This is a genomic window from Thiomicrospira sp. ALE5, assembly GCF_900112445.1.
GTDB lineage: Bacteria > Pseudomonadota > Gammaproteobacteria > Thiomicrospirales > Thiomicrospiraceae > Thiomicrospira.
This window is the reverse complement of record NZ_FOYY01000003.1, coordinates 1,359,229-1,384,136: the sequence shown is the minus strand read 5'-3', so window position 1 is coordinate 1,384,136 and position 24,908 is coordinate 1,359,229. Positions and strand designations below refer to the sequence as shown.

Annotated in this window: 22 protein-coding genes and 2 tRNA genes; 12 read left to right on the top strand and 12 right to left on the bottom strand. The window is 45.1% G+C overall.

Annotated features, from left to right (window positions below; genetic code table 11):
* Positions 1–1,456 (bottom strand): retention module-containing protein (locus BM293_RS06705; RefSeq protein ID WP_093447797.1); only part of this gene is annotated, 1,456 nt, incomplete at its 3' end.
* A 312-nt stretch (positions 1,457–1,768) separates the two neighbouring features.
* Between BM293_RS06705 and BM293_RS06700 the strand changes: the two genes are divergently transcribed.
* The 5 genes from BM293_RS06700 to BM293_RS06680 all read left to right on the top strand — a co-directional run bounded on the left by BM293_RS06700 (position 1,769) and on the right by BM293_RS06680 (position 8,163).
* A complete protein-coding gene (locus BM293_RS06700) occupies positions 1,769–3,613 on the top strand; it encodes a TolC family outer membrane protein (RefSeq protein ID WP_093447795.1) in 1,845 nt (614 codons plus the stop codon).
* Between the two features lie 99 nt (positions 3,614–3,712).
* Positions 3,713–5,872 (top strand): type I secretion system permease/ATPase, encoded by a 2,160-nt coding sequence (locus BM293_RS06695; RefSeq protein ID WP_093447793.1) that lies wholly within the window; start codon positions 3,713–3,715, stop codon positions 5,870–5,872.
* Complete coding sequence (locus BM293_RS06690; protein ID WP_093447792.1) at positions 5,873–7,285, top strand: HlyD family type I secretion periplasmic adaptor subunit; 1,413 nt, start codon at positions 5,873–5,875, stop codon at positions 7,283–7,285. It begins immediately after the preceding gene.
* A gap of 12 nt (positions 7,286–7,297) precedes the next feature.
* Complete coding sequence (locus BM293_RS06685; RefSeq protein ID WP_093447790.1) at positions 7,298–7,945, top strand: response regulator transcription factor; 648 nt, start codon at positions 7,298–7,300, stop codon at positions 7,943–7,945.
* Complete coding sequence (locus BM293_RS06680; protein WP_093447789.1) at positions 7,942–8,163, top strand: hypothetical protein; 222 nt, start codon at positions 7,942–7,944, stop codon at positions 8,161–8,163. Before BM293_RS06685 ends, BM293_RS06680 begins: the two co-directional genes overlap by 4 nt.
* Here the strand turns inward: BM293_RS06680 and BM293_RS06675 are convergent.
* The 6 genes from BM293_RS06675 to BM293_RS06650 all read right to left on the bottom strand — a co-directional run bounded on the left by BM293_RS06675 (position 8,160) and on the right by BM293_RS06650 (position 16,294).
* Positions 8,160–10,073 (bottom strand): bifunctional diguanylate cyclase/phosphodiesterase, encoded by a 1,914-nt coding sequence (locus tag BM293_RS06675; RefSeq protein ID WP_093447787.1) that lies wholly within the window; start codon positions 10,071–10,073, stop codon positions 8,160–8,162. The two genes, BM293_RS06680 and BM293_RS06675, sit on opposite strands and share 4 nt — an antisense overlap.
* Positions 10,074–10,093: 20 nt before the next feature.
* Positions 10,094–10,804 carry a transglutaminase-like cysteine peptidase gene (locus BM293_RS06670; protein WP_093447786.1) on the bottom strand — a complete coding sequence of 237 codons (711 nt, stop codon included), beginning with the start codon at positions 10,802–10,804 and terminating at the stop codon, positions 10,094–10,096.
* Between the two features lie 114 nt (positions 10,805–10,918).
* Positions 10,919–12,238 carry a DNA recombination protein RmuC gene (locus BM293_RS06665; protein ID WP_093447784.1) on the bottom strand — a complete coding sequence of 440 codons (1,320 nt, stop codon included), beginning with the start codon at positions 12,236–12,238 and terminating at the stop codon, positions 10,919–10,921.
* Positions 12,239–12,257: 19 nt separating this feature from the next.
* Positions 12,258–13,943, bottom strand: a complete 1,686-nt coding sequence (locus BM293_RS06660) for an ATP-binding protein (protein ID WP_093447783.1) — start codon at positions 13,941–13,943, stop codon at positions 12,258–12,260.
* Between the two features lie 3 nt (positions 13,944–13,946).
* Positions 13,947–15,074: an FIST signal transduction protein gene (locus tag BM293_RS06655; RefSeq protein WP_093447781.1), complete on the bottom strand. Its 1,128-nt coding sequence runs from the start codon at positions 15,072–15,074 to the stop codon at positions 13,947–13,949.
* 32 nt (positions 15,075–15,106) lie between these two features.
* Positions 15,107–16,294 carry an HD-GYP domain-containing protein gene (locus tag BM293_RS06650; protein ID WP_093447780.1) on the bottom strand — a complete coding sequence of 396 codons (1,188 nt, stop codon included), beginning with the start codon at positions 16,292–16,294 and terminating at the stop codon, positions 15,107–15,109.
* Between the two features lie 315 nt (positions 16,295–16,609).
* Between BM293_RS06650 and BM293_RS06645 the strand changes: the two genes are divergently transcribed.
* The 3 genes from BM293_RS06645 (at position 16,610) to BM293_RS06635 (ending at position 19,246) form a co-directional block, all read left to right on the top strand.
* The gene (locus BM293_RS06645; RefSeq protein WP_093447778.1) at positions 16,610–18,874 is read left to right on the top strand and encodes a response regulator; all 2,265 of its coding nucleotides are present in this window, start codon (positions 16,610–16,612) and stop codon (positions 18,872–18,874) included.
* A gap of 170 nt (positions 18,875–19,044) precedes the next feature.
* Positions 19,045–19,120: transfer RNA gene (locus BM293_RS06640), tRNA-Phe, on the top strand.
* A 45-nt stretch (positions 19,121–19,165) separates the two neighbouring features.
* Positions 19,166–19,246: transfer RNA gene (locus BM293_RS06635), tRNA-Leu, on the top strand.
* 59 nt (positions 19,247–19,305) lie between these two features.
* Here the strand turns inward: BM293_RS06635 and BM293_RS10285 are convergent.
* Complete coding sequence (locus tag BM293_RS10285) at positions 19,306–19,461, bottom strand: hypothetical protein (protein WP_200770603.1); 156 nt, start codon at positions 19,459–19,461, stop codon at positions 19,306–19,308.
* A 122-nt stretch (positions 19,462–19,583) separates the two neighbouring features.
* On the opposite strand from BM293_RS10285, the gene luxS reads away from it, so the two are divergent.
* Genes luxS through BM293_RS06615 form a run of 4 tightly spaced genes read left to right on the top strand, consistent with a single transcriptional unit; the run spans position 19,584 to position 22,231 of the window.
* Positions 19,584–20,105 (top strand): S-ribosylhomocysteine lyase, encoded by a 522-nt coding sequence (luxS, locus tag BM293_RS06630; RefSeq protein ID WP_093447777.1) that lies wholly within the window; start codon positions 19,584–19,586, stop codon positions 20,103–20,105.
* Positions 20,102–20,824 carry a 5'-methylthioadenosine/S-adenosylhomocysteine nucleosidase gene (mtnN, locus tag BM293_RS06625; RefSeq protein WP_093447775.1) on the top strand — a complete coding sequence of 241 codons (723 nt, stop codon included), beginning with the start codon at positions 20,102–20,104 and terminating at the stop codon, positions 20,822–20,824. Before luxS ends, mtnN begins: the two co-directional genes overlap by 4 nt.
* 3 nt (positions 20,825–20,827) lie before the next feature.
* Positions 20,828–22,009, top strand: coding sequence for a formate-dependent phosphoribosylglycinamide formyltransferase (gene purT, locus BM293_RS06620; protein ID WP_093447774.1), 1,182 nt, complete (start codon positions 20,828–20,830; stop codon positions 22,007–22,009).
* 33 nt (positions 22,010–22,042) lie between these two features.
* On the top strand, positions 22,043–22,231 hold the full coding sequence (locus tag BM293_RS06615; protein WP_093447772.1) for a YgaP family membrane protein: 189 nt from the start codon (positions 22,043–22,045) through the stop codon (positions 22,229–22,231).
* Between the two features lie 33 nt (positions 22,232–22,264).
* Here the strand turns inward: BM293_RS06615 and moaC are convergent, their stop codons facing one another.
* The 4 genes from moaC to moaD all read right to left on the bottom strand — a co-directional run bounded on the left by moaC (position 22,265) and on the right by moaD (position 24,839).
* Entirely contained in the window at positions 22,265–22,738 is a 474-nt protein-coding gene (gene moaC, locus BM293_RS06610; RefSeq protein WP_093447770.1) for a cyclic pyranopterin monophosphate synthase MoaC, read from the bottom strand.
* Between the two features lie 18 nt (positions 22,739–22,756).
* Positions 22,757–24,013 (bottom strand): molybdopterin molybdotransferase MoeA, encoded by a 1,257-nt coding sequence (gene glp, locus BM293_RS06605; RefSeq protein WP_093447769.1) that lies wholly within the window; start codon positions 24,011–24,013, stop codon positions 22,757–22,759.
* 103 nt (positions 24,014–24,116) lie between these two features.
* The gene (gene moaE, locus BM293_RS06600; RefSeq protein ID WP_093447767.1) at positions 24,117–24,587 is read right to left on the bottom strand and encodes a molybdopterin synthase catalytic subunit MoaE; all 471 of its coding nucleotides are present in this window, start codon (positions 24,585–24,587) and stop codon (positions 24,117–24,119) included.
* A 3-nt stretch (positions 24,588–24,590) separates the two neighbouring features.
* Entirely contained in the window at positions 24,591–24,839 is a 249-nt protein-coding gene (gene moaD / locus BM293_RS06595; RefSeq protein ID WP_093447766.1) for a molybdopterin converting factor subunit 1, read from the bottom strand.
* Positions 24,840–24,908 lie beyond the last annotated feature (69 nt).

The window sequence follows — 24,908 nt, the reverse complement described above, 5'->3', positions numbered from 1 at the left end:
TCACTACACTAGCGTCTTCATTAATACTGATTTCAAGACTTGGGGCTAGAGTATCAACCGTAATCTCTGCACTGTCACCCGTACCGTTATTGCCCGCTAGATCTGTGTAGCTGTCATTTTCTACGCTAACAACCACATCACCTTCAAAGTCCGCAGCCGGTGTTAAGTCCGCTGTCCACGTAATGTTGTCACTGGTAGTCAGATTAGCAATCGTACCGTTATCAACATCGATGTCCGTTGCATCAAAGCCCGTCACTTCTTCACTGAACGTGAAGGTCACTACACTAGCGTCTTCATTAATACTGATTTCAAGACTTGGTGGTATAACATCCGCTGGCAACGCGGTCGCACTCGCAACCACTGACTCGTTACCGGCTGGGTCACTTAGCTGCGCGGTTATCGTCGCTTCTGGCGCTATCGCAACCACTATCCCGGTCGCAATATTCTCTTCTGTCAACACAACACTGACTGGCTCGCCTTCATTCACTCTATAGGTCAAGGTGTCGCCCACTTCTGATCCCGCTACACTGATCGTCGCGTTAATCGTACCGTCTTCACCTAGCTCAGCCGCATTGTAAATGCCATCTTCATTCGCATCCGCCGCTTCTAATGTAATCACCGGCGTGCCAATAGTTGCGTCCATATCCGCCTCATTATCAGCAAATATAGGTGAACCATTTAGATCGGTTACCACTGCTGTAACTGTGAGGGGGCCATCAGTGAGAACTGGTTCACCAGACTGCGCTGGAGTTGAATCGTTTAAACTGGTTAAATTTATTTCTGTTTGGTAGGAACCGTCTGCTTGGACAGTCGCCGTGCCTGAAACACTAGCACCGTTTTGATCTGTTACCGTAATGATTACTGTTGAACCGGCGGCAACCCCGGTAGTGGTTCCAGTTACTGGAACAGCAAACATGTTGCCGCTATAAACATCTGCCATAGCTACATCAATGCTTGAAGGAACAATAGGTGTTTCATTATCTAACGCTGTAGCCGTGACAGGATCAAAAGTTGGAGTAGTCGCATCAGCCTGCTCAAACCCATCAAAGGCCAGGGGATCAGTCGTTTCAACAATACGGCTTAGACGCACTAAACTATCGTCCACGCCGTCTTCATCAACACCGGCGCCGGCTGCCGGTGCTTCTAATTCATCTAATAGATCACCGTCGCCATCAAGAATCGCCAGCATTTCTGCTACCGCTGGATCATTTAATGCCACATCATCTATATCAAAAGCCTGTGTTGGCTGCATGTTAGCTACTACATCTACTTCTAGCTCACCATAAAAGGGTAAAATCGTGCCATCGACATCTAAAAATACGATGCTGTCTTGGTTAATTACCAACACATCGCCTAGCGCAAGATTATCGCCTGCTTGAATCGCTTGGATCTCGCCATTGGCGTTACGAATTTCCGCTTGGCCAGTGATACTGTTTACAATAATAGTAGGTTCCATGTTTTACTTCCTTACGTCGGTTGACTTATAAAATTTAATTTTGTACAGATTACTTTAAATTTATCGGTTTTCAAACTGTACCAAAGTCCTATTTTTGAACAAATTGTGCATCAATTTATACCAAATTGGGTAAATTATGCCAATATTGGCATAAAAATTTGAATTTTTGAATCATAACCCTAGCCTTAATTAATATTTTTTATCACTAGTCTGCACTATATTATTTATACTTAGTCTAAAAGTAGCAGCCAAGTTAATAAGCTATTGACTTGCTTAAATATTCAACCTCAAATTAACATTAGGATCTTTGTCATGCTCAAGAAAAAAACGCTGGTTATTGCGCTCTGCAGCGCCTTTGCATTTAATTCACTTCACGCTAATGAATCTTCTGTTGAACCTATCACTTCTGCTTTAACTAACCCAAATGCTGGGCATGATTTTGTATCCATTGCACGCCAAGCTGTACAGAACAATCCAGAAGTCGCCGCAAGCTGGCATGCCTTTGTCGCCACCAGTTTTGATATTGATATTGCCCGTGGTGGCAACCTACCTACTTTAGATCTCGTGGGTAGCGTGCAACAAATTGACCGGGATTATGATTTAGGTGCCGATAGTAAACGTAATTTTACTAGCAGTAATATAGAACTACAGTTGCGCCAGTCGTTGTTTAATGGCAACCGTGTTCGTAACGATATCGGTCAAGCAGAGAAAGTACGTTTGACCCGCTATTATGAATTGCTTGCTGATATTGAACGCATCACTTACGCCAGCTTCCAAGCCTACCAAGATGTTGCAAAACAGCGCGAATTGGTGCGCCTAGCCGAACAAAACCTTCAAGCACATCGAATTGTGCAACGTCAGGTTGAACGCTCAGTGAATGCCGGTGTTGGGCGCCAGGCTGACTTAGACCAAATTAATGGCCGTGTCGCGCTAGCAGAAACCAATGCATCAACAGAACGTGCAAACTTGCATGACGTAAGCGCGCGTTACTTACGAATTGTGGGCACACAACCACCGGCTGAGATGAATTCATTAACCTTTGTGGATGATGTGATTCCTAGCACTGTAATGGATGCCATTACGACAGCCTATGCCAGTAATCCAAGCTTTTTAGCCAGCATGCGCAATATTGAGGCGGAAGAAAAAGGTGAACTACGTCAGCGTTCTAACTATATGCCTGAGGTGGACTTAACGGGTCGTTTTGGTTACCGTGATTCTGACTCTTCAGGTCAACGCTTGGATGAGCTGCGCCGTGATGCCAGTATTGGTATTGAGGCTCGCTTTAACCTCTATCGTGGTGGTCGTGATGCGGCCAGCATCAGCCGTGCTTTTGAACAAATCAATGTTGCTAATAGCTTGCGTGACAAGAGCTGCGTGGACGTAAGACAAGAAGTACAAATTGCCTTCAACGATGGTAGCCGTTTACAGTCGGAATTACCGACTTTAGAACGTCACCGAGATTCAGCTGACCGCGTGCGCCTTGCCTATCGTGATCAGTTTGATTTAGGCCAACGCACTCTGTTAGACTTATTAACCGCCGAAAGTGAATACTTTGAAGCGAGCCGCGCACTCATTAATGCACAATTTGATTACAACGTTGCCCAAGCTCGCATTCAGGCTAACACGGGCAGTTTAGTCAATAACCTAGGCATTACCCGTGACCAGTTACCAACCTTGGAGGACTTAGGTGCATCGGATATCTCAAACCCTGGCGCATTCTGTCCGGTCCCAGAGGTAATTGACACCCATGTTGAAGTTGAATTAGAACCTTTCCCAGAAGAGCCAGAACAATGGGCGTTTAATGGTGAAGAAACCACTTATGAAGTCAATGTATTATTTGAAGTGAGCTCTGCTGCGATTCGTCCAGAATTTATGGGCGATATTCAAAATATTGCTGATTTTATGGCACGCTTCCCTGACACCAACATTGAAATTGCTGGACACGCATCTTTAGATGGTGACTTTGACTACAACATGGATTTATCACAACGCCGTGCCAATGCTATTGCAGAGGCGTTAATTAACGATTTTAATATTAACCCAGATCGTATAACCGCAGTAGGATATGGTGTAAACCGTCCAATCATTAACGAAATCAATCCGGCTGCTAATGAGATCAATCGTCGTATAGAGGCGCGCGTGACAGCTAGCAATTAATGCTAATTTAAACGTTTAAATAGGGCTAAAAACGAGTACCATTAAATACTAAATTACGCCCTATTCCAGTTTAATAGTTTAAAAAGGCATTTGCTAAAAATGACAGAAGAACAACAGGGGGCACAAGCCCCTAACGAGTCAAGCCTTTTAGCGGGTTTATTGTGGATATGTCAACACCACGAGCGCCCGCTTTCTGCTGCGTCGGCCACTCAAGGACTTCCAATTGAAGCCGGCCGACTCACCCCCAATTTATTAGCTCGCGCTGCGGCACGAGCTGACTTTAGTGTCGCTTGGAAATCTCGGCGCATTACTGAACTCAATCCTGCGCTATTGCCCGCTCTTATGACCAGTCAACAGGGTCAAACTTGGGTAGTAACCTCAGTCGATTCTGTGTCACAAAGCATTTCAGTAGTTAATCCCGACACCCACGAACCCCACACCCTTCATTGGCAAGATGCTGAAACCCAGCTGGGCCTCATTCCGGGCAAGTTGCCAAACGTGGCATATGTGCGGCCGGAGTTTCAAGTTGCTAAAACAAGCAAACAATTAAAACAAGACACCAATAAGCATTGGTTTTGGTCGGTTATCAAAGAAAACCGCCGAATTTACCGTGATGTATTACTTGCCTCTATTTTAATTAACCTATTTGCCGTGGCGATGCCGCTCTACGTGATGAATGTTTATGATCGCGTCGTACCTAACTTTGCCACCGAAACCCTTTGGGTATTGAGCGTAGGCTTGTTAGTCGTATTAGTGGCCGACTTTACCCTAAAGATTATGCGAAGTTGGTTTGTGGATCTGGCGGCCACGCGTACAGACATTAAGATTTCCGCCAATATTATGGAGCGAGTACTTAATCGACAATTAAAAAACCGCCCTGCTTCCTCAGGGTCTTTTGCCGCCAGTATTCAATCGTTTGAGCATTTACGTGGTTTTATCGGCTCTATGACGCTGATTGCACTAATCGATTTTCCGTTCATTTTCTTATTTACATTTATTATATTTATCATTGCACCTATTATGGCGGCACCTATTGTTGTGGGGGCGATAATTGTGTTGCTCTATGCGTTGATTGCACAGGTTAAACTGCAACAACTCGCGGAAAATAGCCAGCAGGCCAGTGCTATGCGTAACGGCCAGCTAATTGAAGGGGTAAGCAATATTGAACACCTCAAGAGTTTCCGCCGTGAAGGTAAACTACAACGCTATTGGGAACAGGCTACGCAATTTTTAGCTGAAACTCAGTCTAGCAATCGATTTGTAGCCAGCTCTATTAATTACATGGCGCAAACCACTCAACATCTCGTTGCAGTAAGTATTGTCATCATTGGGGTCTATTTAATTATAGACGGCCAGTTATCGCAGGGTGGCTTAATTGCCGCTTACCTACTGTCCTCGCGTGCCATGGGCCCTGTTGCTCAAGCAGCAGGCCTGCTCGGGCAATACCATCAAGCTAAAACCGCTTTAGATGCCGTTAATACTATTATGGAAGAAGATGTTGAACGACCCAAAGGTAAAAGCTGGGTGTCACGTCCCAAGTTAAAAGGCGCTGTAGAATTTAAGAATGTTGAATTTAACTATCCAAACAATGAACAATCTAGCTTAAGAGGCATTAGTTTTAAACTTAACCCCGGTGACAAGTTAGTCATCTTAGGTCGCAATGGTTCGGGTAAATCCACCTTAAAAAAATTATTACTTGGACTTTATCAACCGACCAATGGCCAAATTTTTGTCGACGGTGTGGACATTCATCAAATTGACCCGGCACAGTTACGTGAATATATTGGCTATGTCCCGCAAGACATCCGTCTATTTATGGGAAGTATTAAAGATAACATTGTTACGGGTAATCCCTTAACTGACGAACAACTCGTTCAGCTAGCCGAGTTGACCCAGCTGCAACCATTGCTTAATCAGGCTGATGCCGGTTGGGACTCTGAGGTAGGCGAAGGCGGACAACGTTTGTCTGGTGGTCAAAAACAGTTAATTGGTCTAGCTCGTGGTTTAGCCTATCAACCAAACCTAGTATTATTAGACGAACCGACATCGTCGCTTGATCATGCAACGGAAGAAGCCATCAAGAAAAATCTCACTAACTATTTACAAAACAAAACCGCCATAATTAGTACGCACCGCACGTCACTGCTAGCGATTGCAACACGTGTGATGGTCATTGATCATGGCAAAATTGTCGCAGATGGTCCAAAAGATACGGTATTGGATGCGTTAAAGAAAGGTAAAGTGAGTGGGGCGTCTTAAATGAGCAATGAAAGCAAAAAGCCAACAAGCCGTTCTAGCGAACAACAGGGGTTTGACCAAATCAGCAAAATCACCCATGCTAAAACGACTCAAGCCGTTGCAAATAAAATTTTTAAAGCCAGTCCTGATTGGGTCATAAAACATGAACCAGCTTATATTAATCAGGAACCCACAGGTGCGAGACGCTTGCTATACATTGTTGTATTAGTTTTTATTGCGCTAATTGTTTGGGCTAACTGGGCCGAGTTGGATGAAATAACGCGCGGTGATGGTCGTATAATCCCCTCACAACAATTGCAAATTATTCAATCACTTGATGGCGGGATAGTGCAGGATATTTTAGTGCGCGAAGGCCAAACTGTCGAACGCGGCGACCCGCTTGTTATTATTGATGCAACGCGCTCTACAGCTAGTTTTCGTGAAAACCGCGCCCAAGTAGCTAGCTTAAGTGCTGAAATTGAACGACTACAAGCATTAATTGAGCAACGCCCACCGGAGTTTGATACCGCCATTCGTGCTGAGCATCCGGTTATCTTTATTCAAGAATTAGCCTTGTATCAATCAGCTCGCCAAGAACTGGCCGAACAGCTTGAAATTGCCCGTTCTCAACTGGCACAGCGCCGTGAGGAACTTAAAGAGGCTGAGATGGCTAGATCGCAACAACAGGAAGTCCTTTCTACTACACGTCGTGAGCTAAACTTTACCCGGCCTTTATTACGCTCTGGTGCTGTTTCCGAAGTCGATGTAATTCGTTTGGAGCGCGATCTTGCAAATGCCCAGGGTGAGCTCAATCGTACCGAGGTGACCATTCGCCGCTTAAACCTAGCGATTGAAGAAGCTGAAATTCGTATCAAAGAAATTGAATCGGTTGCTGTCACACGGTGGCGCACGCAACTTAGCGAAAGCATCGGGCGTTTGGCTACCCTAAGTGAAGCAGAAGCCGGTCTGCAAGACCGCGTGCGTCAAACCGAATTACGCTCGCCGGTACGTGGCACGATCCAACGTCTTTATGTTAATACCGTTGGCGGTGTCGTGTCACCAGGCAGGGAAGTTATGGAAATTGTGCCGCTAGATGATACCTTAATCGTCGAAGCTCGCATTGCCCCTCGTGACATCGCCAATATTCGACCTGGCCTAAATGCGCGACTGAAATTCACCGCCTATGACTTTATGATTTATGGTGCGTTTGATGCCAAGGTGGCTCATATTAGTGCCGACACTATCACCGATGAAAAGGATGAAACCTATTATCTTGTGCGACTGCAGACAGATGATTCGTTAATCCCGGCCAATATGGTTTTAATTCCTGGTATGACTGTGCAAGTGGACATTCTAACTGGGAAAAAGAGCGTGTTAGATTATTTGCTCAAACCTGTGCTACGAGCTACCTCAAATGCAATGACTGAGCGTTAAGGAATAATAACTATGAAAACTGATACCCTTCTACCTACTGCCTCACAAATGTTGGTTATGCTTAATCGTTTTGAACATCCAGAATGGACTCAGATTGGCATTACTAAAACCTCACTTAACCTCGATGAATTCGAGCAACAGTCGCGCCTTACTCTACCTAAAATGGCATGGGTATGCACAGATCATCCTGAGTGGCAGGCCTGGTTACGTGCATTAAATCAACACAAGGTTCCTTGCGCGGTGATGTCATTTAAAAAGTCTTTTGCGGAATTTCAAAAAGCGATCGGTTTGGGTGCAAAGGCTTATACAGACGCCACAGCTAACGCGACCATTCTGCAACAAATTGAACAAACCCTTGCAGCTGGCTCAATGTGGTTACCTGCTGAGTTGTTATCTAGATTAGTTAGTGCCAGTGATAAGCTATTACAACGCAGCGGAACGCTACAGGCAGATTCTAACCCTAAATCGACATTCGATTTAACGGCCCGCGAGCATGATGTCGCTGAACGAGTCTGCCAGGGTTTAACTAATAAGAAAATTGCTACTCAACTTAACATCACCGAACGCACTGTTAAACAACACATGAGTAATTTGCTAGCCAAGACGGGAGCAAAAGATCGCATGCAGTTAATGTTAATTTATAGGGGGTACACTAAATGAGCGAAGAAAAAGTGACCATTCAAGCTTTACAAGACAGTGATCTTGAAATGATCCGCGTGCTTGACGACCTAATTGAGTTAATGATTGATAAAGGTGTCATTCAGTTTACAGAGTTGCCAGAACAAGCGCAGCGTAAACTATTAAAGCGCACCCAGTTACGCCAAGGCCGGCGTAACTTAGATTTGCTGGAAGACGAAGAAAGCCCGCTCAATTATTAAGCGACACCGGGTCCTGTTACGCCATCAAAACCTAGCTCAATCAGCTGTGCTATTTCAGCTTCGGCCATTACCCCTTCAGCAATAACAATAATACCCAATGTGTGAGCAAGGGTCATAATGCCTCGTAGATAACGATCATTCTGACTGGTAATAAATTCTCTTACAAAGACACTATTAATCTTAAGGTAATCTAAACCTAATTCTTGAATGTTTGGCGTTTTTAAAATATTCGAACCCGCCTTTTCTATGCCAATTTTACATCCGGTCTGCTTTATCAATAACAAAGCCGCACTCGCAGACGCTTGCTGAGCCATAAACTCCTGTTCGGTAAATTCCAGTGCAAGACGAGACGCTAGATTTTGACTTTGATTCAGCTGCTGCAAAAGTCGGGTTCTAACTGACTCGATGGCAATGGTGGTGATACTTATGTTAACTGCCAGTTTCAGGTCAACATCTTCAGCTAATGCAACTAATGCTTTTTCTAAAACTTTTTCATCCAGCTCCGCAACCTGCTTAAAACGTTTTGCCCACGGCAGGATTTGCCATGCTGTAAAAGTTTGATTTTGACAATCTAAGCGCATCATGGCTTCTTGGTGCCAGATTTTACTCTGTGCATCTTGGGTTGGAAAATAGGCAAATTTTAATGCCGACAAACCTGTCAGTGGATTAAGAGCCTGTTGGATACACTGACTCCAATCGCTTTCAGTTAATACAGGTAAATGGGCTACACTCGATTCGCTACCCGAAAGCATTTCAAGCGCTGTATTCGATTGTTGTTCAGCACGCACTAACAAACTATCTAAACGAGCCAGTAGATGACCACGGGCTTCAATACAGCTAAAACTAGTAAAAGCCATGGCATAGTTAATTTTTTCACCATCCAATTTTTCACGTAGCGCTTGGCACCAGGCCTGCTGATCATTCAATTCATCTGGGAGTAACACCACAAAATCTGTCCCATTTAAACGCCCCACACACTCTTTACTTGCGCTAATCAAGCCTAAGTCGCGCGCCACCTCATTAACCAAGTGTTTTAGCTCATGATCAACCTGTTGACGCCCTAACTTTTGGTTACACTCTTGCAACCCTTTGGCACGAATTAATAACACACCATGGGCAGCGGTGTTTTCACGATCAGCTAAAATAGCATCCAGTTGACTAATAATATAATCACGGTTTAAGCAGCCTGTGGTATGGTCAACTGCAATAGATGCACGCAATGTTGATAAGCGTTGCGACTCACGCTCTAACATCGCCTTAATACGCTTTGATAACTTGTTCATGGCTCTAACGACCCGACCAAACTCAAGGGTTCTTGGCTCATCACCCACTAAAAATCGGCGATCGCCCATTGCTTCAGCTTGTTCTACAACAAAATCGAGTGGCTTAATAATTGTTTTTAGTAAAAACGTACCCACTAACCCAGATACCAGCGCAATGATTGACAACCAAATACTAAGCTGTAGCGTACTTTGCCATAAGGCCTCGTAAGCAAACCGGTCATGACTTTCAACATACACCGTACCATATTGCTGCCAACCATCCTGAACAAGCGCAATACCGGGTTGAATGTCTAGTGCGATCAAATCTTCAAACCACTCCGGGATAGTTATGGACTCTTGATCATCAAATATACGTCGTTGAATCGTCTCGTCCATCGGGTCTATTAATTCAATGCGTCGATAGTAGCCGGTATCAAATTGGGCAGCGATAAACAACTCTACCATGACGGGCTCTTTATCCATTTGGCTAAGCGATAAGGCAAGACTTTGCGCATTATCGTTATTTTTTAAATTCAGCTGATCTTCAAAATAGCTTTTTGCGTTATAGACACTCACAAAAAAACTACTTATAAACGCAATTAACAACAATCCAATGATACCTAACCAAAGCTGCTTAATTAACGACATAGCACTTCCTAGATAAAAAACTATTCAAAATAAATGCCCTCCTCTGCAAGTCGATCCAACACGGATCGCCACCGAGAGAGCCGTGCAGTAGGACTAGAAGCCGAACGCTGATTGCCTGCCCATAATCCCTGAGCATTAAAACTAAAAACGGGAGTTAAATCTGTTCGTTGCGAGGCGGGTAAAATGCGTGTAATTAAACTGTCTAAAATTAATGGCTCTGCATTGGGGGTGGCATAGTACCCCAGCACCATGTGAGCTTCTACGCGCCCACGCACATTAGCACGAACATAAATGAGTCGTAATTGTTGATCTGTCAGCCCCACTTTGCGCAAGGTGATGTACTTGGCAATCGCATAGTCTTCGCAATCACCCATACCATGTCCAAGCGTTTCTAGGGGTGTAGCCCAATAATCTTCCATACCATAGAGTTGTTGGTCGGTACGGTAGCGGACATTTTGATGAAAGAACGCATTAACACGTTGTAGTTTTTGGACATTTGACAAACCATCAATATCATTAATTAGGCGTTGCCATGCCTGACCTGCCGGCAAACGTCTGTTGCCATATTGCGCCATGAGTTGCTGATTAAATTGATTAAAGTTAATCGTAACTTGCGCATAGGCTTTATTCGATTGCCAAATACCCAACCAAGCCAGTGCAATTAATATACCTAAAACTAATAGCACTAAACCTTGCCATGGCTGATTTGATAAATAAGATTTGTTTATCATCGCTGTTCGGAAACAGCCCCCTTCACTCAGATTTATACTGTAATCTTAACCTAGAAGGTGAAAGATAACGAAACTTAAAATGATTGCGCCTTAAATACAACCTACCTGAATAGATTATTTATCTGTATCCAAAGGCTCGATCAACATATTCAACCGCTCAGTATCAAAGTCTATATGCTTGGTTTCTAATGTCGGTAAGGATTTTTGCACCTTGGTCGAAAGCTGGTTAAAACGCGCTACCTTGCCATACAAGCCCTGATTACCCGCTAAAGCGGTAACGGTGCTGTTGTAATGATTACTCGCCGCACTCAGGCTTGTGCCTAATTTGGTGAGTCGCTCGGCAATGACACTCACCTGCTGATAAATTTCGCCCGCCTTTTCGCCTAATGCCTGGGCCTCATTTTGGCTCTGCGCCAAGGTCCATAAATTGGTGATGGTACGCAAAATGGGCAGCAAGGTGGTGTGGGATACTAACACCACACCCTGATTATACCCTTCATCAAATAAACCCGGCTGAGCTTTTAAGGCTGCAATATAGGCCGGCTCAATCGGCATAAATAGCAACACAAAGCTTGGACTTTTAACCCCGATCAGCTGAGTGTAATCCTTAGCTGCCAGCTCTTGAATATGCCGACGCACGGCCTGACAGTGTGCATCGAGTGCGGCCTGTTGTGCCGCTGGTGATTCAGATTCGGTGGCCACCCAACGATCATACGCAACTAACGACACCTTGCTATCCAGGATAATGTGTTTTGCATCTGGCAGTCTAATCACAAAATCAGTGCGTTTATCGCGGTGCTGAGCATCTTTAAAACTATCTTGCACACTAAAATGAACCGATTCGATCAACCCGCTCATTTCTAGCGTGCGACGTAATTGCGCCTCACCCCAAGCCCCGCGCTGTTGCGCATCGCCCTTTAACGCCCGCGTGAGGTTATGCGCTTCTTGACTCATGCTCATGCCCAATTCGATGACTTTGCGCAACTCCGCTTGCAGGCCTGCTTGCCCACGCGTTGCAGCATCGTGTACTTCATTTACCCGCTGCTGAAAACTTGACACCTGCTCCCGAAAGGGTTGCAAAAGCTGGCTTATTTGCGTTTGATTTTGTTGCGAAAACTGCTGACCCTGTTGTTCAAAAATCCGCTGCGCCAGACTTTCAAATTCATGGGTTAATGCCGCCTTAGTACTACTAAACTGTTCGCGCTCTTGTGCAAAATGCTGCTGCGCGGCATCGTAACGACTTTCTAAGGCACGATAGTCTTCACTAAGCTGTTGAAAACGTTGTTGATAGGACGCTAACTCACCTACTTTGGCAACTTGATGTGCATAATCGGCTTTTAATAACGCCCGTTGATGCCACAGCACCCCCAATACGACTAACAACACGATTAGCAGGCCTGCTAAACTCACAAGCCAAACGAAATTATCTAACACTCACCCTCCCTTTAGAGCATTAAGAACTCGCTAAGGCGCTCGCAGGTAACCACTTTTGCAAGGTTTCAGCGAGTTGAATGGGCGCAACAGGCTTTGATATATAGTCATTCATACCCGCAGCAAGGCATTTATCTTTATCATCTTGCAGTGCATTCGCGGTCATTGCGATTATGGGTAGATTTGGACGATAGCAGCCGCTTGATGTTGAATCACGAATTTTCCTAGTCGCACTGATGCCGTCCATAACCGGCATTTGCATATCCATCAGCACTAAATCATAGCGGTCTTTTTGTATAGCATTGAGCACTTCTTGGCCATTATTAGCAATATCTGCCGACAGGCCAAACATCCGCAAAATACCCAAAGCAACCTGCTGGTTGATTTCATTGTCTTCTGCCAACAGAATACGCACCGTTTGATCATTAAAAGTTGGCAAATTATCTTGAGTATTGACAGTTGCTTTATTCATGGTCGGCATGACCGCTGGTTTGCTAAAACAGACGGTAAACCAAAACGTTGACCCTTCACCTTCGATACTGTTGACACCTATAGCGCCACCCATCAACTCCGCCAATTGCTTTGAAATGGCTAACCCCAATCCTGTGCCGCCATATTGACGCGTATGCGATGGGTCCACCTGACTAAACTCTTGGAATAAGCGATCAAGTTTATCAGTCGGAATACCAATACCCGTATCAATCACCCTAAAGTGTAATTGCACATCAGTACTTTGCTGAGGTTGCTGATCTGCTAGAGTGACGCTGACGACCACCTTACCTTGTGGCGTAAACTTCACTGCATTCCCGACCAGATTCAGCAGAATTTGCTTAAGACGCCCTGGATCCCCTTTGATTCGCTTTGGTACTTGCTCATCAATCAGCAGTTCGAGTTTAAGGCCTTTTTCTTGCGCCTTAAACACCAGGCCTGCTAGGAGGTCATCTAAAACCTGCGGCAGGTCAAAGTCGATGGTTTCAAGATTGAGCATACCCGCTTCAATCTTCGAGAAATCTAAAATATCATTGATAATAGCGAGTAACGACTGACCACTGGATTTGACTATATCCACATAGCGTTGCTGCTTAGTATTTAACGGGGTTAGCAATAACAAATCCGTCATGCCTATTACACCATTCATCGGGGTACGCAGCTCATGACTCATATTGGCCAAAAATTGACTTTTAGCAATACTCGCTGCCTTAGCGGCTTCGATTTGTCGCTGTAACTCCACTTCGTAGAGACATGCTTGGGCTGCATGCGCCAGCTTGTTCATCAACACCTGTAATGACTTTTGTAGGCTATGCGTTAAACTCGCCCCACGCAGTTCGAGCGCTAACACACCAAATTGGGGCAAATTAAACAGGATGTAACGAGTATTTTCAATCTGCTTGACTTTGGGAAGCGATTGCTCCCATTCTGCACGAGCAGTCCCCAAGCTTGGTAATTCAGCGGCCGCTAAAAAAGCAAGAAAACTCGCACTACGATCTAAAGTACGGGGCAATGTACAAACCGGCTTCCAAACTAATTGGCCTGCTTTATTGTCAAGGCTATCGTCTGAGCTGATGACCTGCAAAGTTTGTGCGCCACTACAATTCAGGGTGCGCATAATCGTTGCCATGGCTTCTCTTAGCATTTTGGTGAGGTCAAGACTACTGCCTAGCGATAAAGAAATCTCATAAAGAATTTCAGTTTCCGATAAATTATTCATGGCTTACCTCAGTAGGCCGAGTACAGCCGTTTTGTTATAGAACTCGAGATAATCCTGACCGTTGTTCGCTATTTCACCTAAAGTTAACGCACCAAATAAGGTTCGTCCCGCGGCAGCTACAGCAAACTCTTCAGCAATACCTTCCTCTAAAAACAATACCCGTGAAATGCAATCAATAAAAAACGCCATTTCCTGACCATTTTGCTCACCTGGTATCGAGTCTTCAGCTAATTCTCTAACCTTATTCGCCGCACTTAACAACGACTCAGGGGTTCCTTTCAATATTTTGACAAATGAGCCTTGCGGTACTTCACCAACACACACCATGCCGCCTTCGGCATCGGTCATTAAAGGGTCTCTTACCACCACCTCGGTGCCAAACTTACCAATCCCAAACGGATATCCTTTGGCAATATCAAAAAAATTCGTATCCGTAAAGGTTTGGCCACTATTAGCTTCAACCAACTCACGATACACCTCAAATGCTGGACGCCACTCAATAGTTTTGATAACGTTTCGATCTGACTCAGTGACCTTCATTCCTTCACTAATCGGCATCCAACCATGAGCAACCCCGACGCCACTTTGTAGAGGCAAGCGAGCGACCAAAGCCACATCTGCTACTAAACCATCCGGCGTAATAAGACAGGGTTTTTGCTGAAATGAAAGCGAACCGGCTCCGCCACCAATAAAATTTTGCTCTAAGCCGAACGTAAAAAATAACGACTGGACTAAAGCTGAGATACGTTTACTCAAACCATCCACAAATACCACAAGGGTAGCTTCGTGTTCAGCTGCATCCCATTGTTCTAGATAAGGTTCCAGTTGTTGATCATAGTCTGCATCGGCATCACTTAAACCTTGCATGCAAATAATATCTGGACGCTTAGGCAATCCAATTAACAACGTTCCTTTAGCATAGTTTTGTTGTTCATGAATAATCTGCGGAAATAGCCCCCCAAAAACAGGCTTCTTACAGGATTCAATAATCGGATTAATCGCACTGGCTGACCATTGATTGTTATCACAAGCCAGCACCATGACACCTTGAACGCCATCATCTGATAACAAATCGGTCAGATGAGCTTCAAAACTCTCCACCTGCCCTAGAGCGTCAAATACAATCTCCATGTTTACCTCCTGTGTGCGTCTACTTTCTCAAACTAACAAAACTTATTTCGCAAGGCTATAAATTCATCGTAATGGTCTAAAAACAATTGACAAAGCGTTGGATCAAATTGCACACCACACTGCTCCTTAAACAACGCGAGAATTTTATCGTCTGACCATGCTGGCTTATAGACGCGCTCAAAAGAAAGCGCATCAAAAACATCTGCAATCGCTACAATTCGGCCATAAAGGTGAATGTTGTCTTGGGTTTTATGATTAGGGTAACCTTTACCATTCCACCATTCGTGATGATCTCTCGCAATCATAGCAGCGGCCTGTAATAGTGGCTGCGGCGAACTGCTTAATAATTTATATCCAATGTTAGCATGTTCTTTCATGATGCTGTATTCACGCTCATCATAGCGGCCTGGCTTATTAAGTATATTGTCTGGAATCGCAACTTTACCCACGTCATGTAATGGGGACGCATCCTGAATCAACTGAATCTCATGTTCAGGTAACTGAATGAGTTCAGCCAACCTACGACTGTACTCCGAGACGCGCTGCACATGCTGACCTGTTTCTTTGGAACGTACTTCGCAAATTTCACCAAGGCGCATCACCACATCGCGCTGAGAGATTTCTAATGCATCATTTAACTCCCTAATGGTTTCTGTTGCCTGATCTACACGTTGCTCTAAAGTATGTTGAAAGGCCTGCTGAGCCGCAAAAAACCGCGCTTTATAGCGATGGTTGAACCAAGAAAGAACTGCAATAAAACTATTAGAGAAAAGTACTGCACCAATGAGCATGGGCGGATAAACGAGATTCCAAGCATCGAACATCGCGGCGATAAAGAAGATGGATACACCTAAAATGAATCCGCTTTGCCATAATATGAGTTCGCGATCCTTTTCAATTAAAAAAGCCACTAAGGGTGGAAACAACAGCAACCAGATTAAATCATAGGTATCAATATGGCCATACCAAAAAAAGCTGTAAAAATAAGCCGCCATAATCGCCAAGTAAATTCTAGGATAACCTGCAAACTTTGGCTTAAGATAGCTCATGGTATACAGAGCAAGAAACGCTATTCCGGTGACGGCATGGATATTAAACAACGCCCATCGCTCTAACCAAAAATTTGCCAATAGCGCTAGTACTAGAAACACCAGATTGACTAACATCAGTAAGCGAAAATTGATCACCGCTGTTTTTTGAAAGTTCTCAGAAAATGGCATGATGTCCTCAAAAGTGTTTTGTGCTAGGTTCAGGCATAACCACAAGCACTATTTAGTTAAGATGATACTAACATTACTAATAAAAACCTAGTTTCTTACAGGATAATTTAATAAAACTAGCAGGCAACATTAAAACCCGTGGTAATCTAATTTGAAAGCGATTATTCATTAATGATGTTGAAAGCAATCAGCAATACTTATATGATCTTTTTAAAGAAGGTTTCTTAGCGCAGTTTTTGCTTTTTTGCAAAACTACAAAATAAAACAGCATGAAAATGTTGTAACGCATTGACTAAATACAGTTCGAGGATTGCAATGCAAAAACCGCCTATCCCTCATAACGAACAATCTCGGCTACAAGCTTTAAAAAGCCTGAATTTACTTGACTCTAAACCAGATCAAGCTTATGACCGACTTACTCGCCTTACAAAACAATGTTTTGGTGTACCGATCGCCTTGGTGTCCTTGATTGATGCCGAACGTCAATGGTTTAAATCACGACAAGGACTAGATGCTTGTGAAACACCACGTGATATTTCGTTCTGCGCTCATGCGATTAATCAACGTGAAATTTTTGAAGTAAGTGATGCCACCCAAGATCCACGTTTTGCGGACAACCCCCTTGTAAGTGGGGAGGCACATATTCGTTTTTATGCCGGCGCCCCATTGATTACACATGAGGGGTATGCGTTAGGCACCTTATGTATTGTCGATACTCAGCCCAGAAAATTAAGCCAACAAGAGCGTGATACATTACGTGATCTAGCGGACGCAGTACTGGCAGAGATTGAATCGATTGAGGTAAAAAAAGCCTTTTTAGATTACCAAAATATTCAAGAGCGATTACGTCTTGGCCAAATTTACGCCAATATTGGCACTTGGGAATGGAATATTCAAAGCGGCGATTTCTTTTTTACTGAACAGATCGCCTCTTTGCTCGGCTATGGATACGCTGAGCTTGCATTCAGTTATGATAGTTTTTTAGCCGCAATACATCCAGACGATCGTCAAGCCGTTGTAGATGCGATTAACGCCTGTGTTGAACAGAGCGTTCCCTACGATATTGAACATCGAATAATCTGGCCGGATGGCACGGTGCGTTGGTTATTAGAGCGAGGTGATGTCAAACGCGATGCGGATAGCAAACCAAGCAAAATGCTCGTTGTAGTGCAGGATATTACTGATATCCAGTTGGCCAAACAAGAAGCCGAACGCGCTAACCGCGCTAAATCTGAATTTTTAGCCAATATGAGTCATGAAATCCGCACTCCAATGAACGGCATTATCGGCATGTCAGAGTTGGGTTTAAACGAAACTGACCCACATAAAATGCACCATCAACTTAAGCGCATTAATCAGTCTGGGCGTTTATTGCTTGGCATTATTAACGATATCTTAGACTTCTCAAAAATTGAAGCAGGTAAGTTGGAGCTTGACCAACAACCTTTTCAACTGACCCACCTCAAAAATGAATTGACCGACTTATTTTATAGTTTAGCGCAAGAGAAAGGTTTAACCTTTAGCGTACAACTCGACTATGAAAATAATTGCATGACGTGTTTATATGGCGACATATTACGTTTAAGACAAGTACTAACGAATTTAATTGGCAATGCGATTAAATTTACCGAGCAAGGAGAAGTACGTTTAACTATTAGGCTTGATATTCAAGGTGATAACCAGGCCTGGTTATACTTTGAGGTTGTTGATAGCGGTATCGGCATGACCACTGAACAGCAACAAAAACTGTTTAGCGCCTTTACCCAAGCCGACGCCAGTATTACCCGCAAACACGGTGGCACCGGCTTAGGTTTAGTGATTAGTGATCGCTTAGTAAAACTCATGGGCGGTGATGACATCGAGATCAAAAGTCAGCTAAATCAAGGTTCCAGTTTTAGCTTTAGCCTACCCATGAAAGTTTGCACGGCAGAACAAAAAACGCATCTTAATACGCCACTCAAACACACCGAATCAACCCAACTCGAAGGGCGCGTTTTATTGGTTGAGGACAATGAAATTAACCAAGAAGTCGCTGCCAGTATGCTTGCTTATCTGGGTTTAAGTGTAGAGATAGCTGATCATGGTCAAATTGCGGTAGAAAAAGTACAGCAGCAAAATTATGATGTCATTCTAATGGATATTCAAATGCCTGTAATGGACGGTTATCAGGCCTGCCGTGCGATACGACAATTCAATACAACTACACCTATTATTGCCTTAAGTGCCGCCGCAATGATTGAAGATAAAAACAAAGCCCTAGCTGCTGGGATGAATGATCATCTCGCCAAACCGATCATCCCACATGATTTGTATAAGGTGTTAAGTGAATATCTAAAAGAAAAGGTTAAACCGGTATTGTTAATCGTTTGCCAAAACACACCAAAACTTAAAACCCTCGTACAACAAGCGAAAGCTGATTATCAGGTCAGAGTAGTGACTAATTTGGCACAAGCGAAGAGGTTAATTGAAACTGGTACTATCGACCAAGCATGGTTAGTAAATGAAGATGGCCAAAAATACAGCGTTTTAAAAGATAATCTCGATGAACTAGTTCAAACCCAGTCTAACTCGTCTATTTAAGAAAAGTTGGTTGACGCAGACATCAGAGTCTTGCTGAAGTCCTTTTCTGCGCGTATCAATAACAAAACCCAAAATGGGCACGATTCGTCACCAGCACATTTTTAACATTTTTTTCAAATATCATTTGACAGGGCTAAACCCCCTATCTATAATACGCCAACTTGTTATTTGGCTGCATAGCTCAGTTGGTAGAGCAAAGGATTGAAAATCCTTGTGTCCCTGGTTCGATTCCAGGTGCAGCCACCATCCAAAATTCTGAAACTTTGTTTTAAACGGGTTTCAAAACGTATTGCGAGCGTGGTGGAATTGGTAGACACGCCAGATTTAGGTTCTGGTGCCTTTGGTGTGAGAGTTCGAGTCTCTCCGCTCGCACAATATGATAAAACCCTCTTAACCGAGGGTTTTTTTTCGTCTGCCAAAACAGCTACAGCCTATAAATACAAATAGCTTACCAGCGCACCCGACAAAAATGCCAAGCCAAAAAAGGCCACAAAACCGCGCACGAGCTTACCTTTTTCACGATCATATAGACTATAACCAATTAAAAAGCCCCCCACCGCCAATAAGAATAGTGTTTCAAATCCCATCGTTTCTCCTTAATACCCCTTTGTGATTTAGGCTAGTTTATACGCATTTGTGTAAACAAACCAAGATTCATCACCCAAAAGCGGTGCATTTGTTAAAATCTAAATTTTATTGGAGAAGATTTATGCCATTACTCGATAGTTTCCGCGTTGACCATACCATTATGCCCGCACCCGCTGTGCGCGTTGCCAAAACCATGACCTCACCAAAGGGTGATACCATCACCGTGTTTGATTTACGTTTTTGCCGCCCTAACAAAGACATTTTGGGCGAGCGCGGTATTCATACCCTTGAGCATTTGTTTGCAGGGTTTATTCGCCAGCATCTAAATTCTGATGACGTTGAAATTATTGATGTGTCGCCGATGGGCTGTCGTACCGGTTTTTATATGAGTCTTATTGGTGAGCCAGATGAGCAGCGGGTCGCCCAGGCCTGGTTAGCCGCTATGCACGATGTGTTGGCGGTGAAATCCGAAGCGGATATTCCAGAGCTAAATGTCTATCAATGTGGCACTTGTAATATGCACTCATTAGATGAAGCCAAAGCGATTGCTCAGGGCATTATTGACCATAACATTGGCGTGATGAAAAACGAAGAGTTGTTATTAACTGCCGACAAATTGCGCGAACTAGGCAACGCGGTATGAGTCAAGCGCTAGCCCAATCGGCGCCGATTGCGGTGATTGCCGCGATGGAAGAAGAGGTCATGTTATTACGTGAACAACTCGAAGATCGCCAAACTATCAAAATAGCCGGTTTTGAATATTATCATGGCAAGATAGCGGGGCAGCCAGTCGTGCTGTTACGTTCGGGCATTGGTAAGGTCAATGCCGCGATGAGTACTGCAATTTTAATTGATCGTTTTGCACCGTGTGCCGTGATTAATACCGGTTCAGCCGGTGGCTTTCATACCGATTTAGAGGTGGGCGATATTGTTATTAGTAGCTCGGTGTGCTACCACGATGTGGATGTCACCCCCTTTGGCTATGCGCATGGCCAAATACCAGGCCTGCCAGCCTGTTTTTTGCCGGATGATCAACTGATTGAGTTAGCAAAACGCGCCATCGAAAGCCTGGGTGAAGTGACTCACATGCATGGTTTGATTGCGACAGGTGATCGTTTTGTTCATCAACTAGATGATGTCGCAAACACCCGCACCAAGTTTCCCGAAATGATTGCCTGCGAAATGGAGGCCGCTGCGGTGGCTCAGGTGTGTCACCAGTTTGAGATGCCGTTTGTCGTTATTCGCGCGCTATCTGATATTGCTGGCAAGGAAAACGTCGTCGCGTTTGAAACTTTTCTGGCACAAGCTGCCGACCACTCTACTCGGGTGATTGTAGCGATGATTAACCAATTTAAAGGATAAGCTATGGTGACAATAGGTACCCCTTTTTCCGCCACCGCGACACGGGTGATGTTATGCGGCTCCGGTGAACTCGGCAAAGAAGTAGTGATTGAATTACAGCGCCTCGGTGTGGAGGTGATTGCCGTAGATCGCTATGCCAATGCCCCCGCGATGCAAGTTGCTGATCACAGCCATGTCATTAATATGCTCGATGGCGCGGCATTACGCCAAATCATTGAACAAGAGCAACCTCACTACATTGTGCCGGAAATTGAAGCCATTGCGACCGACACCTTAGCCGAATTAGAGGCAAAAGGCTTTCAGGTAATTCCCACCGCGAAGGCGACCCAACTCACGATGAACCGTGAAGGTATTCGCCGGTTAGCCGCTGAAACGCTCAGTTTACGCACATCGCCCTATGCTTTTGCGCAAACCCTGGCCGAATTTGAGCAAGCGATTGCTGATATTGGTATGCCGTGTGTTGTCAAACCGATTATGAGCTCGTCTGGCAAAGGGCAGAGTGTGGTTAAAACGGCGGCGGATATTCAGCAGGCCTGGCAATATGCCCAGGAGGGTGGTCGCGCTGGCCAGGGTAAGGTGATTGTTGAGGGGTTTGTTGATTTTGATTATGAAATTACCCTGTTAACAATTCGCCACCGTGATGGCACAGCGTTTTGTCAGCCAATTGGCCATATTCAGATTGATGGTGATTATCGTCAGTCTTGGCAACCCCATCCCATGACCGCTAAAGCCTTAGCCGATGCTCAGCAAATGGCCGAAGCGGTCACTGCGGCACTCGGTGGGCGTGGTTTGTTTGGTGTTGAATTATTTGTTAAAGGGGATGAGGTGATCTTTAGTGAAGTCTCACCGCGTCCGCATGATACCGGCTTGGTAACCCTCATTTCACAAGACTTGTCTGAGTTTGCATTACACGTGCGGGCTATTTTGGGCTTACCCATTCCCAATATTACCCAGCACGGCCCGTCAGCGTCAAGTGTGATTTTACCAACCGGACAGTCTACCCAAACTGCTTTTAGTGGACTAGATGCGGCTTTGGCCGCACCGGATACCCAGTTACGTTTATTTGGTAAACCTGAGATCGCTGGCCGCCGACGCATGGGTGTCGCGCTTGCGCGCGCTGAGACGATTGACGACGCGATTGCAAAAGCAAACGCGGTGGTAGAGCAGGTTAACGTCCGTTTTTAACGATTATATAAACCCCGTTTAAAGGAGATTACTATGCCTGTAAATGTTGGAACACTCGATCGAATGGTTCGCATTATTGGCGGCGCATTGCTGATTGTCTTGGCCGCAACCGGTGTCATCGGGATGTTGGGGTATATTGGTATTGTGCCGCTCTTAACCGGCATTTTCCGTTTTTGCCCAGCCTATTTACCCTTTGGTATTAACAGCTGTAAAGCCAAATAGCCCACAGGCTAACCGATTAAGCGCAACGGCAGCTTAGCGCTGCCAATGTCCGCTTTTACCACCGATTTTTTCAAGCAACTGTAACTGATCAATTACCATCCCTTTATCGACGGCTTTACACATATCATAGAGGGTGAGAGCGGCGACGCTGGCGGCCGTTAAGGCTTCCATTTCAACGCCTGTTTGACCCACCAGTTTACAGGTTGCAATAATGTCAATCGCGCTATCCTGAAAATTGGGCGTTAATTCTACTTTCACGGACGTCAGTAGTAATGGATGGCACATTGGAATCAGATCCGGCGTGCGTTTGGCCGCCATAATGCCGGCAATCCGCGCGGTAGCGAGGACATCGCCCTTTTTATGCTTGCCTTCAATAATCATCGCCAAGGTTTCTGGTTGCATCACAATACGGGCTTGCGCTCGTGCAATACGTTCGGTCAGCGCCTTATCACTCACATCGACCATACGGGCTTGGCCATGTTCATCTAAATGGGTTAATTCGCTCATAGTGATTCTCGATTATGCTTAATTAAATTGGTTAAGGGGCAAATATTCAACCCAATCGCCGAGATGAATCTGTTGGTTTTCAGGGATAATCGCTAAACCATCCGCCCAAACGGTCGAGGTCAGCACACCTGAACCTTGCTTGGGAAACAGCTTAACCCAACTACCTTGCCCGCTGGTGTGTAATTGCACCCGCACATACTCACGACGCGCATCAGGTTTTAGCCAGTTAAAGTCGGCTTGTACCCAGATTTTTTGCGGCTCAACTGTCTGCTGACCTTGCTTCTTTAATAGGTAAGGGCGGGCAAACAAGCAAAAGGTGGCAAAAGCGGATACGGGATTGCCGGGCAAGCCAATAAAAGGGGTCTGACCTACGCGGCCATAGGCCAGCGGTTTACCCGGTTTCATTTGAACGCGCCATAAATCCAACTCACCTAAACTTTGCACCGCCGCTTTGATATGGTCTTCCTCACCCACGGATACCCCACCGGTGGTCATAATCACATCCGCTTGCTCCGCAGCCTGTTGCAATGCAACTTGTGTGGCAGCCAGGCTATCTTCAATCTGGCCTAAATCGACCACCTCAAATCCATGTTGTGTGAGCAAGGACACAATATTGGTATGGTTGGCATTATAAATTTTGCCAGGCTGAGGCGGCGTGCCGGGCGCTAACAACTCATCACCGGTAGTAAAGGTGGCCACTCTTAATGGGCGATATACCGCCACTTGCGCACGACCCACTGAGGCGGCCAACGCAAGGGCTTGGGGCGTTAGTCGGGTGCCGGCGGTTAAAATCGCATCGCCCTGAGCAATATCTTCACCTGTTTGACGAATAAACTGACCAGGTTGAACCGCTTGCGTAAAGCGCACTTGTGGCAGGCCATCTTGCTCGGCGTCTTGCTCGGCGTCTAACACTTCTGCCGCTTCTTGCATCACCACCGCATTCGCACCTGCTGGAATGGGCGCACCGGTAAAAATACGGGCTACGGTATTAGGCGCAAGAGGTTGAGGGTCTGTGCCTGCCGGAATCCGTTGGCTAATTGACCAGGCCTGCTGCGTAAAGTCGTTCCCAGCATCGCTCGCACCGTCACTATCTTCGTCAACATAAAGGGCATAGCCGTCCATCATGGCATTATCATGCGGCGGGACATTAACTGGCGAAACGATGGTTTCAGCCAAAATACACCCTAACGCGGCCACCAGACTACGGGTTTCAGTTTCGGTTTGTGGTTGGGCTTGAGCCAATAAATGGCTTAATGCCTGTTCTACACTATTCATGCCGCTTTGTTCCTGTGGTTAGTTACCAAGTTTGTTACCAAAAAAATTCCCCGCAAGCGGGGAAAAGACAGATAACGCAGTAGTTAAGAAAATCGTTTTAAAGCTAAGGGTTGTGCGATAACCAGCGTTGCATTGCTTGTTCATCACTTAAACGTGCATCCACCCAACGCTCACCCTCCGGTGTCCATTCCTTTTTCCAAAAGGGCGCGTTGGTTTTTAAATAATCCATAATAAAGTGGGCCGCATGAAAGGCATTTTCACGATGACGACTGGCCACCGCTACCAGTACAATTTGATCCTTCGGTTGCATTTTACCAATACGGTGAATAATCAAACTGGACTCTAACTGCCAACGCTGATGAGCTTGTTGGCGAATCGCTTCAAGCGCTTTTTCAGTCATGCCGGGATAGTGCTCAAGCTCTAGCTGATTGACTTCATCACCCTGATTGATATCGCGCACGGTACCAATAAAACTGACCACCGCACCGACATCGGCATGTTGTTCACGCAGCCAATTCACTTCTGTGCTCAGATCAAAATCGGCTTCTTGCACTCTGACAAAAGGATTAGACAAGGCTTAACCCCCTGTAACCGGTGGAAACAAAGCCACTTCATCACCCGCTTTCAGCGGTGTGTCGGCATTGGCCATATCTTGATTCACGGCAATTTGTACATGACCTTGCTCAATGAGGGTTTCACGCCACTCATCACCACGTTGCGCCAACTTGGCCAGCAGTTCGCCGACAGTATTAAACTGGGCAGGCAATTGTTCTTGGGCTTGTCCAAACTTTTCGCGAAAACTCGCAAAATATAAAATATTGACCATGATTTTTTCCTCTTTTCAAACTCATCCACGCTTTTCCCAGCGCTCTCACCTTGTGCCCCGACTCCTTTG

Excerpts from the sequence above, each read along its gene's own strand:
- moaC (WP_093447770.1), bottom strand. The coding sequence starts at position 22,738 with ATGAGCGAATTAACCCATTTAGATGAACATGGCCAAGCCCGTATGGTC.
- moaD (WP_093447766.1), bottom strand. The coding sequence starts at position 24,839 with ATGGTCAATATTTTATATTTTGCGAGTTTTCGCGAAAAGTTTGGACAA.
- BM293_RS06645 (WP_093447778.1), top strand. The coding sequence starts at position 16,610 with ATGCAAAAACCGCCTATCCCTCATAACGAACAATCTCGGCTACAAGCT.
- mtnN (WP_093447775.1), top strand. The coding sequence starts at position 20,102 with ATGAGTCAAGCGCTAGCCCAATCGGCGCCGATTGCGGTGATTGCCGCG.
- BM293_RS06695 (WP_093447793.1), top strand. The coding sequence starts at position 3,713 with ATGACAGAAGAACAACAGGGGGCACAAGCCCCTAACGAGTCAAGCCTT.
- purT (WP_093447774.1), top strand. The coding sequence starts at position 20,828 with ATGGTGACAATAGGTACCCCTTTTTCCGCCACCGCGACACGGGTGATG.
- BM293_RS10285 (WP_200770603.1), bottom strand. The coding sequence starts at position 19,461 with ATGGGATTTGAAACACTATTCTTATTGGCGGTGGGGGGCTTTTTAATT.
- BM293_RS06670 (WP_093447786.1), bottom strand. The coding sequence starts at position 10,804 with ATGATAAACAAATCTTATTTATCAAATCAGCCATGGCAAGGTTTAGTG.
- BM293_RS06700 (WP_093447795.1), top strand. The coding sequence starts at position 1,769 with ATGCTCAAGAAAAAAACGCTGGTTATTGCGCTCTGCAGCGCCTTTGCA.
- BM293_RS06650 (WP_093447780.1), bottom strand. The coding sequence starts at position 16,294 with ATGCCATTTTCTGAGAACTTTCAAAAAACAGCGGTGATCAATTTTCGC.
- BM293_RS06655 (WP_093447781.1), bottom strand. The coding sequence starts at position 15,074 with ATGGAGATTGTATTTGACGCTCTAGGGCAGGTGGAGAGTTTTGAAGCT.
- BM293_RS06615 (WP_093447772.1), top strand. The coding sequence starts at position 22,043 with ATGCCTGTAAATGTTGGAACACTCGATCGAATGGTTCGCATTATTGGC.
- BM293_RS06690 (WP_093447792.1), top strand. The coding sequence starts at position 5,873 with ATGAGCAATGAAAGCAAAAAGCCAACAAGCCGTTCTAGCGAACAACAG.
- luxS (WP_093447777.1), top strand. The coding sequence starts at position 19,584 with ATGCCATTACTCGATAGTTTCCGCGTTGACCATACCATTATGCCCGCA.
- BM293_RS06660 (WP_093447783.1), bottom strand. The coding sequence starts at position 13,943 with ATGAATAATTTATCGGAAACTGAAATTCTTTATGAGATTTCTTTATCG.
- BM293_RS06685 (WP_093447790.1), top strand. The coding sequence starts at position 7,298 with ATGAAAACTGATACCCTTCTACCTACTGCCTCACAAATGTTGGTTATG.
- glp (WP_093447769.1), bottom strand. The coding sequence starts at position 24,013 with ATGAATAGTGTAGAACAGGCATTAAGCCATTTATTGGCTCAAGCCCAA.
- BM293_RS06675 (WP_093447787.1), bottom strand. The coding sequence starts at position 10,073 with ATGTCGTTAATTAAGCAGCTTTGGTTAGGTATCATTGGATTGTTGTTA.
- BM293_RS06680 (WP_093447789.1), top strand. The coding sequence starts at position 7,942 with ATGAGCGAAGAAAAAGTGACCATTCAAGCTTTACAAGACAGTGATCTT.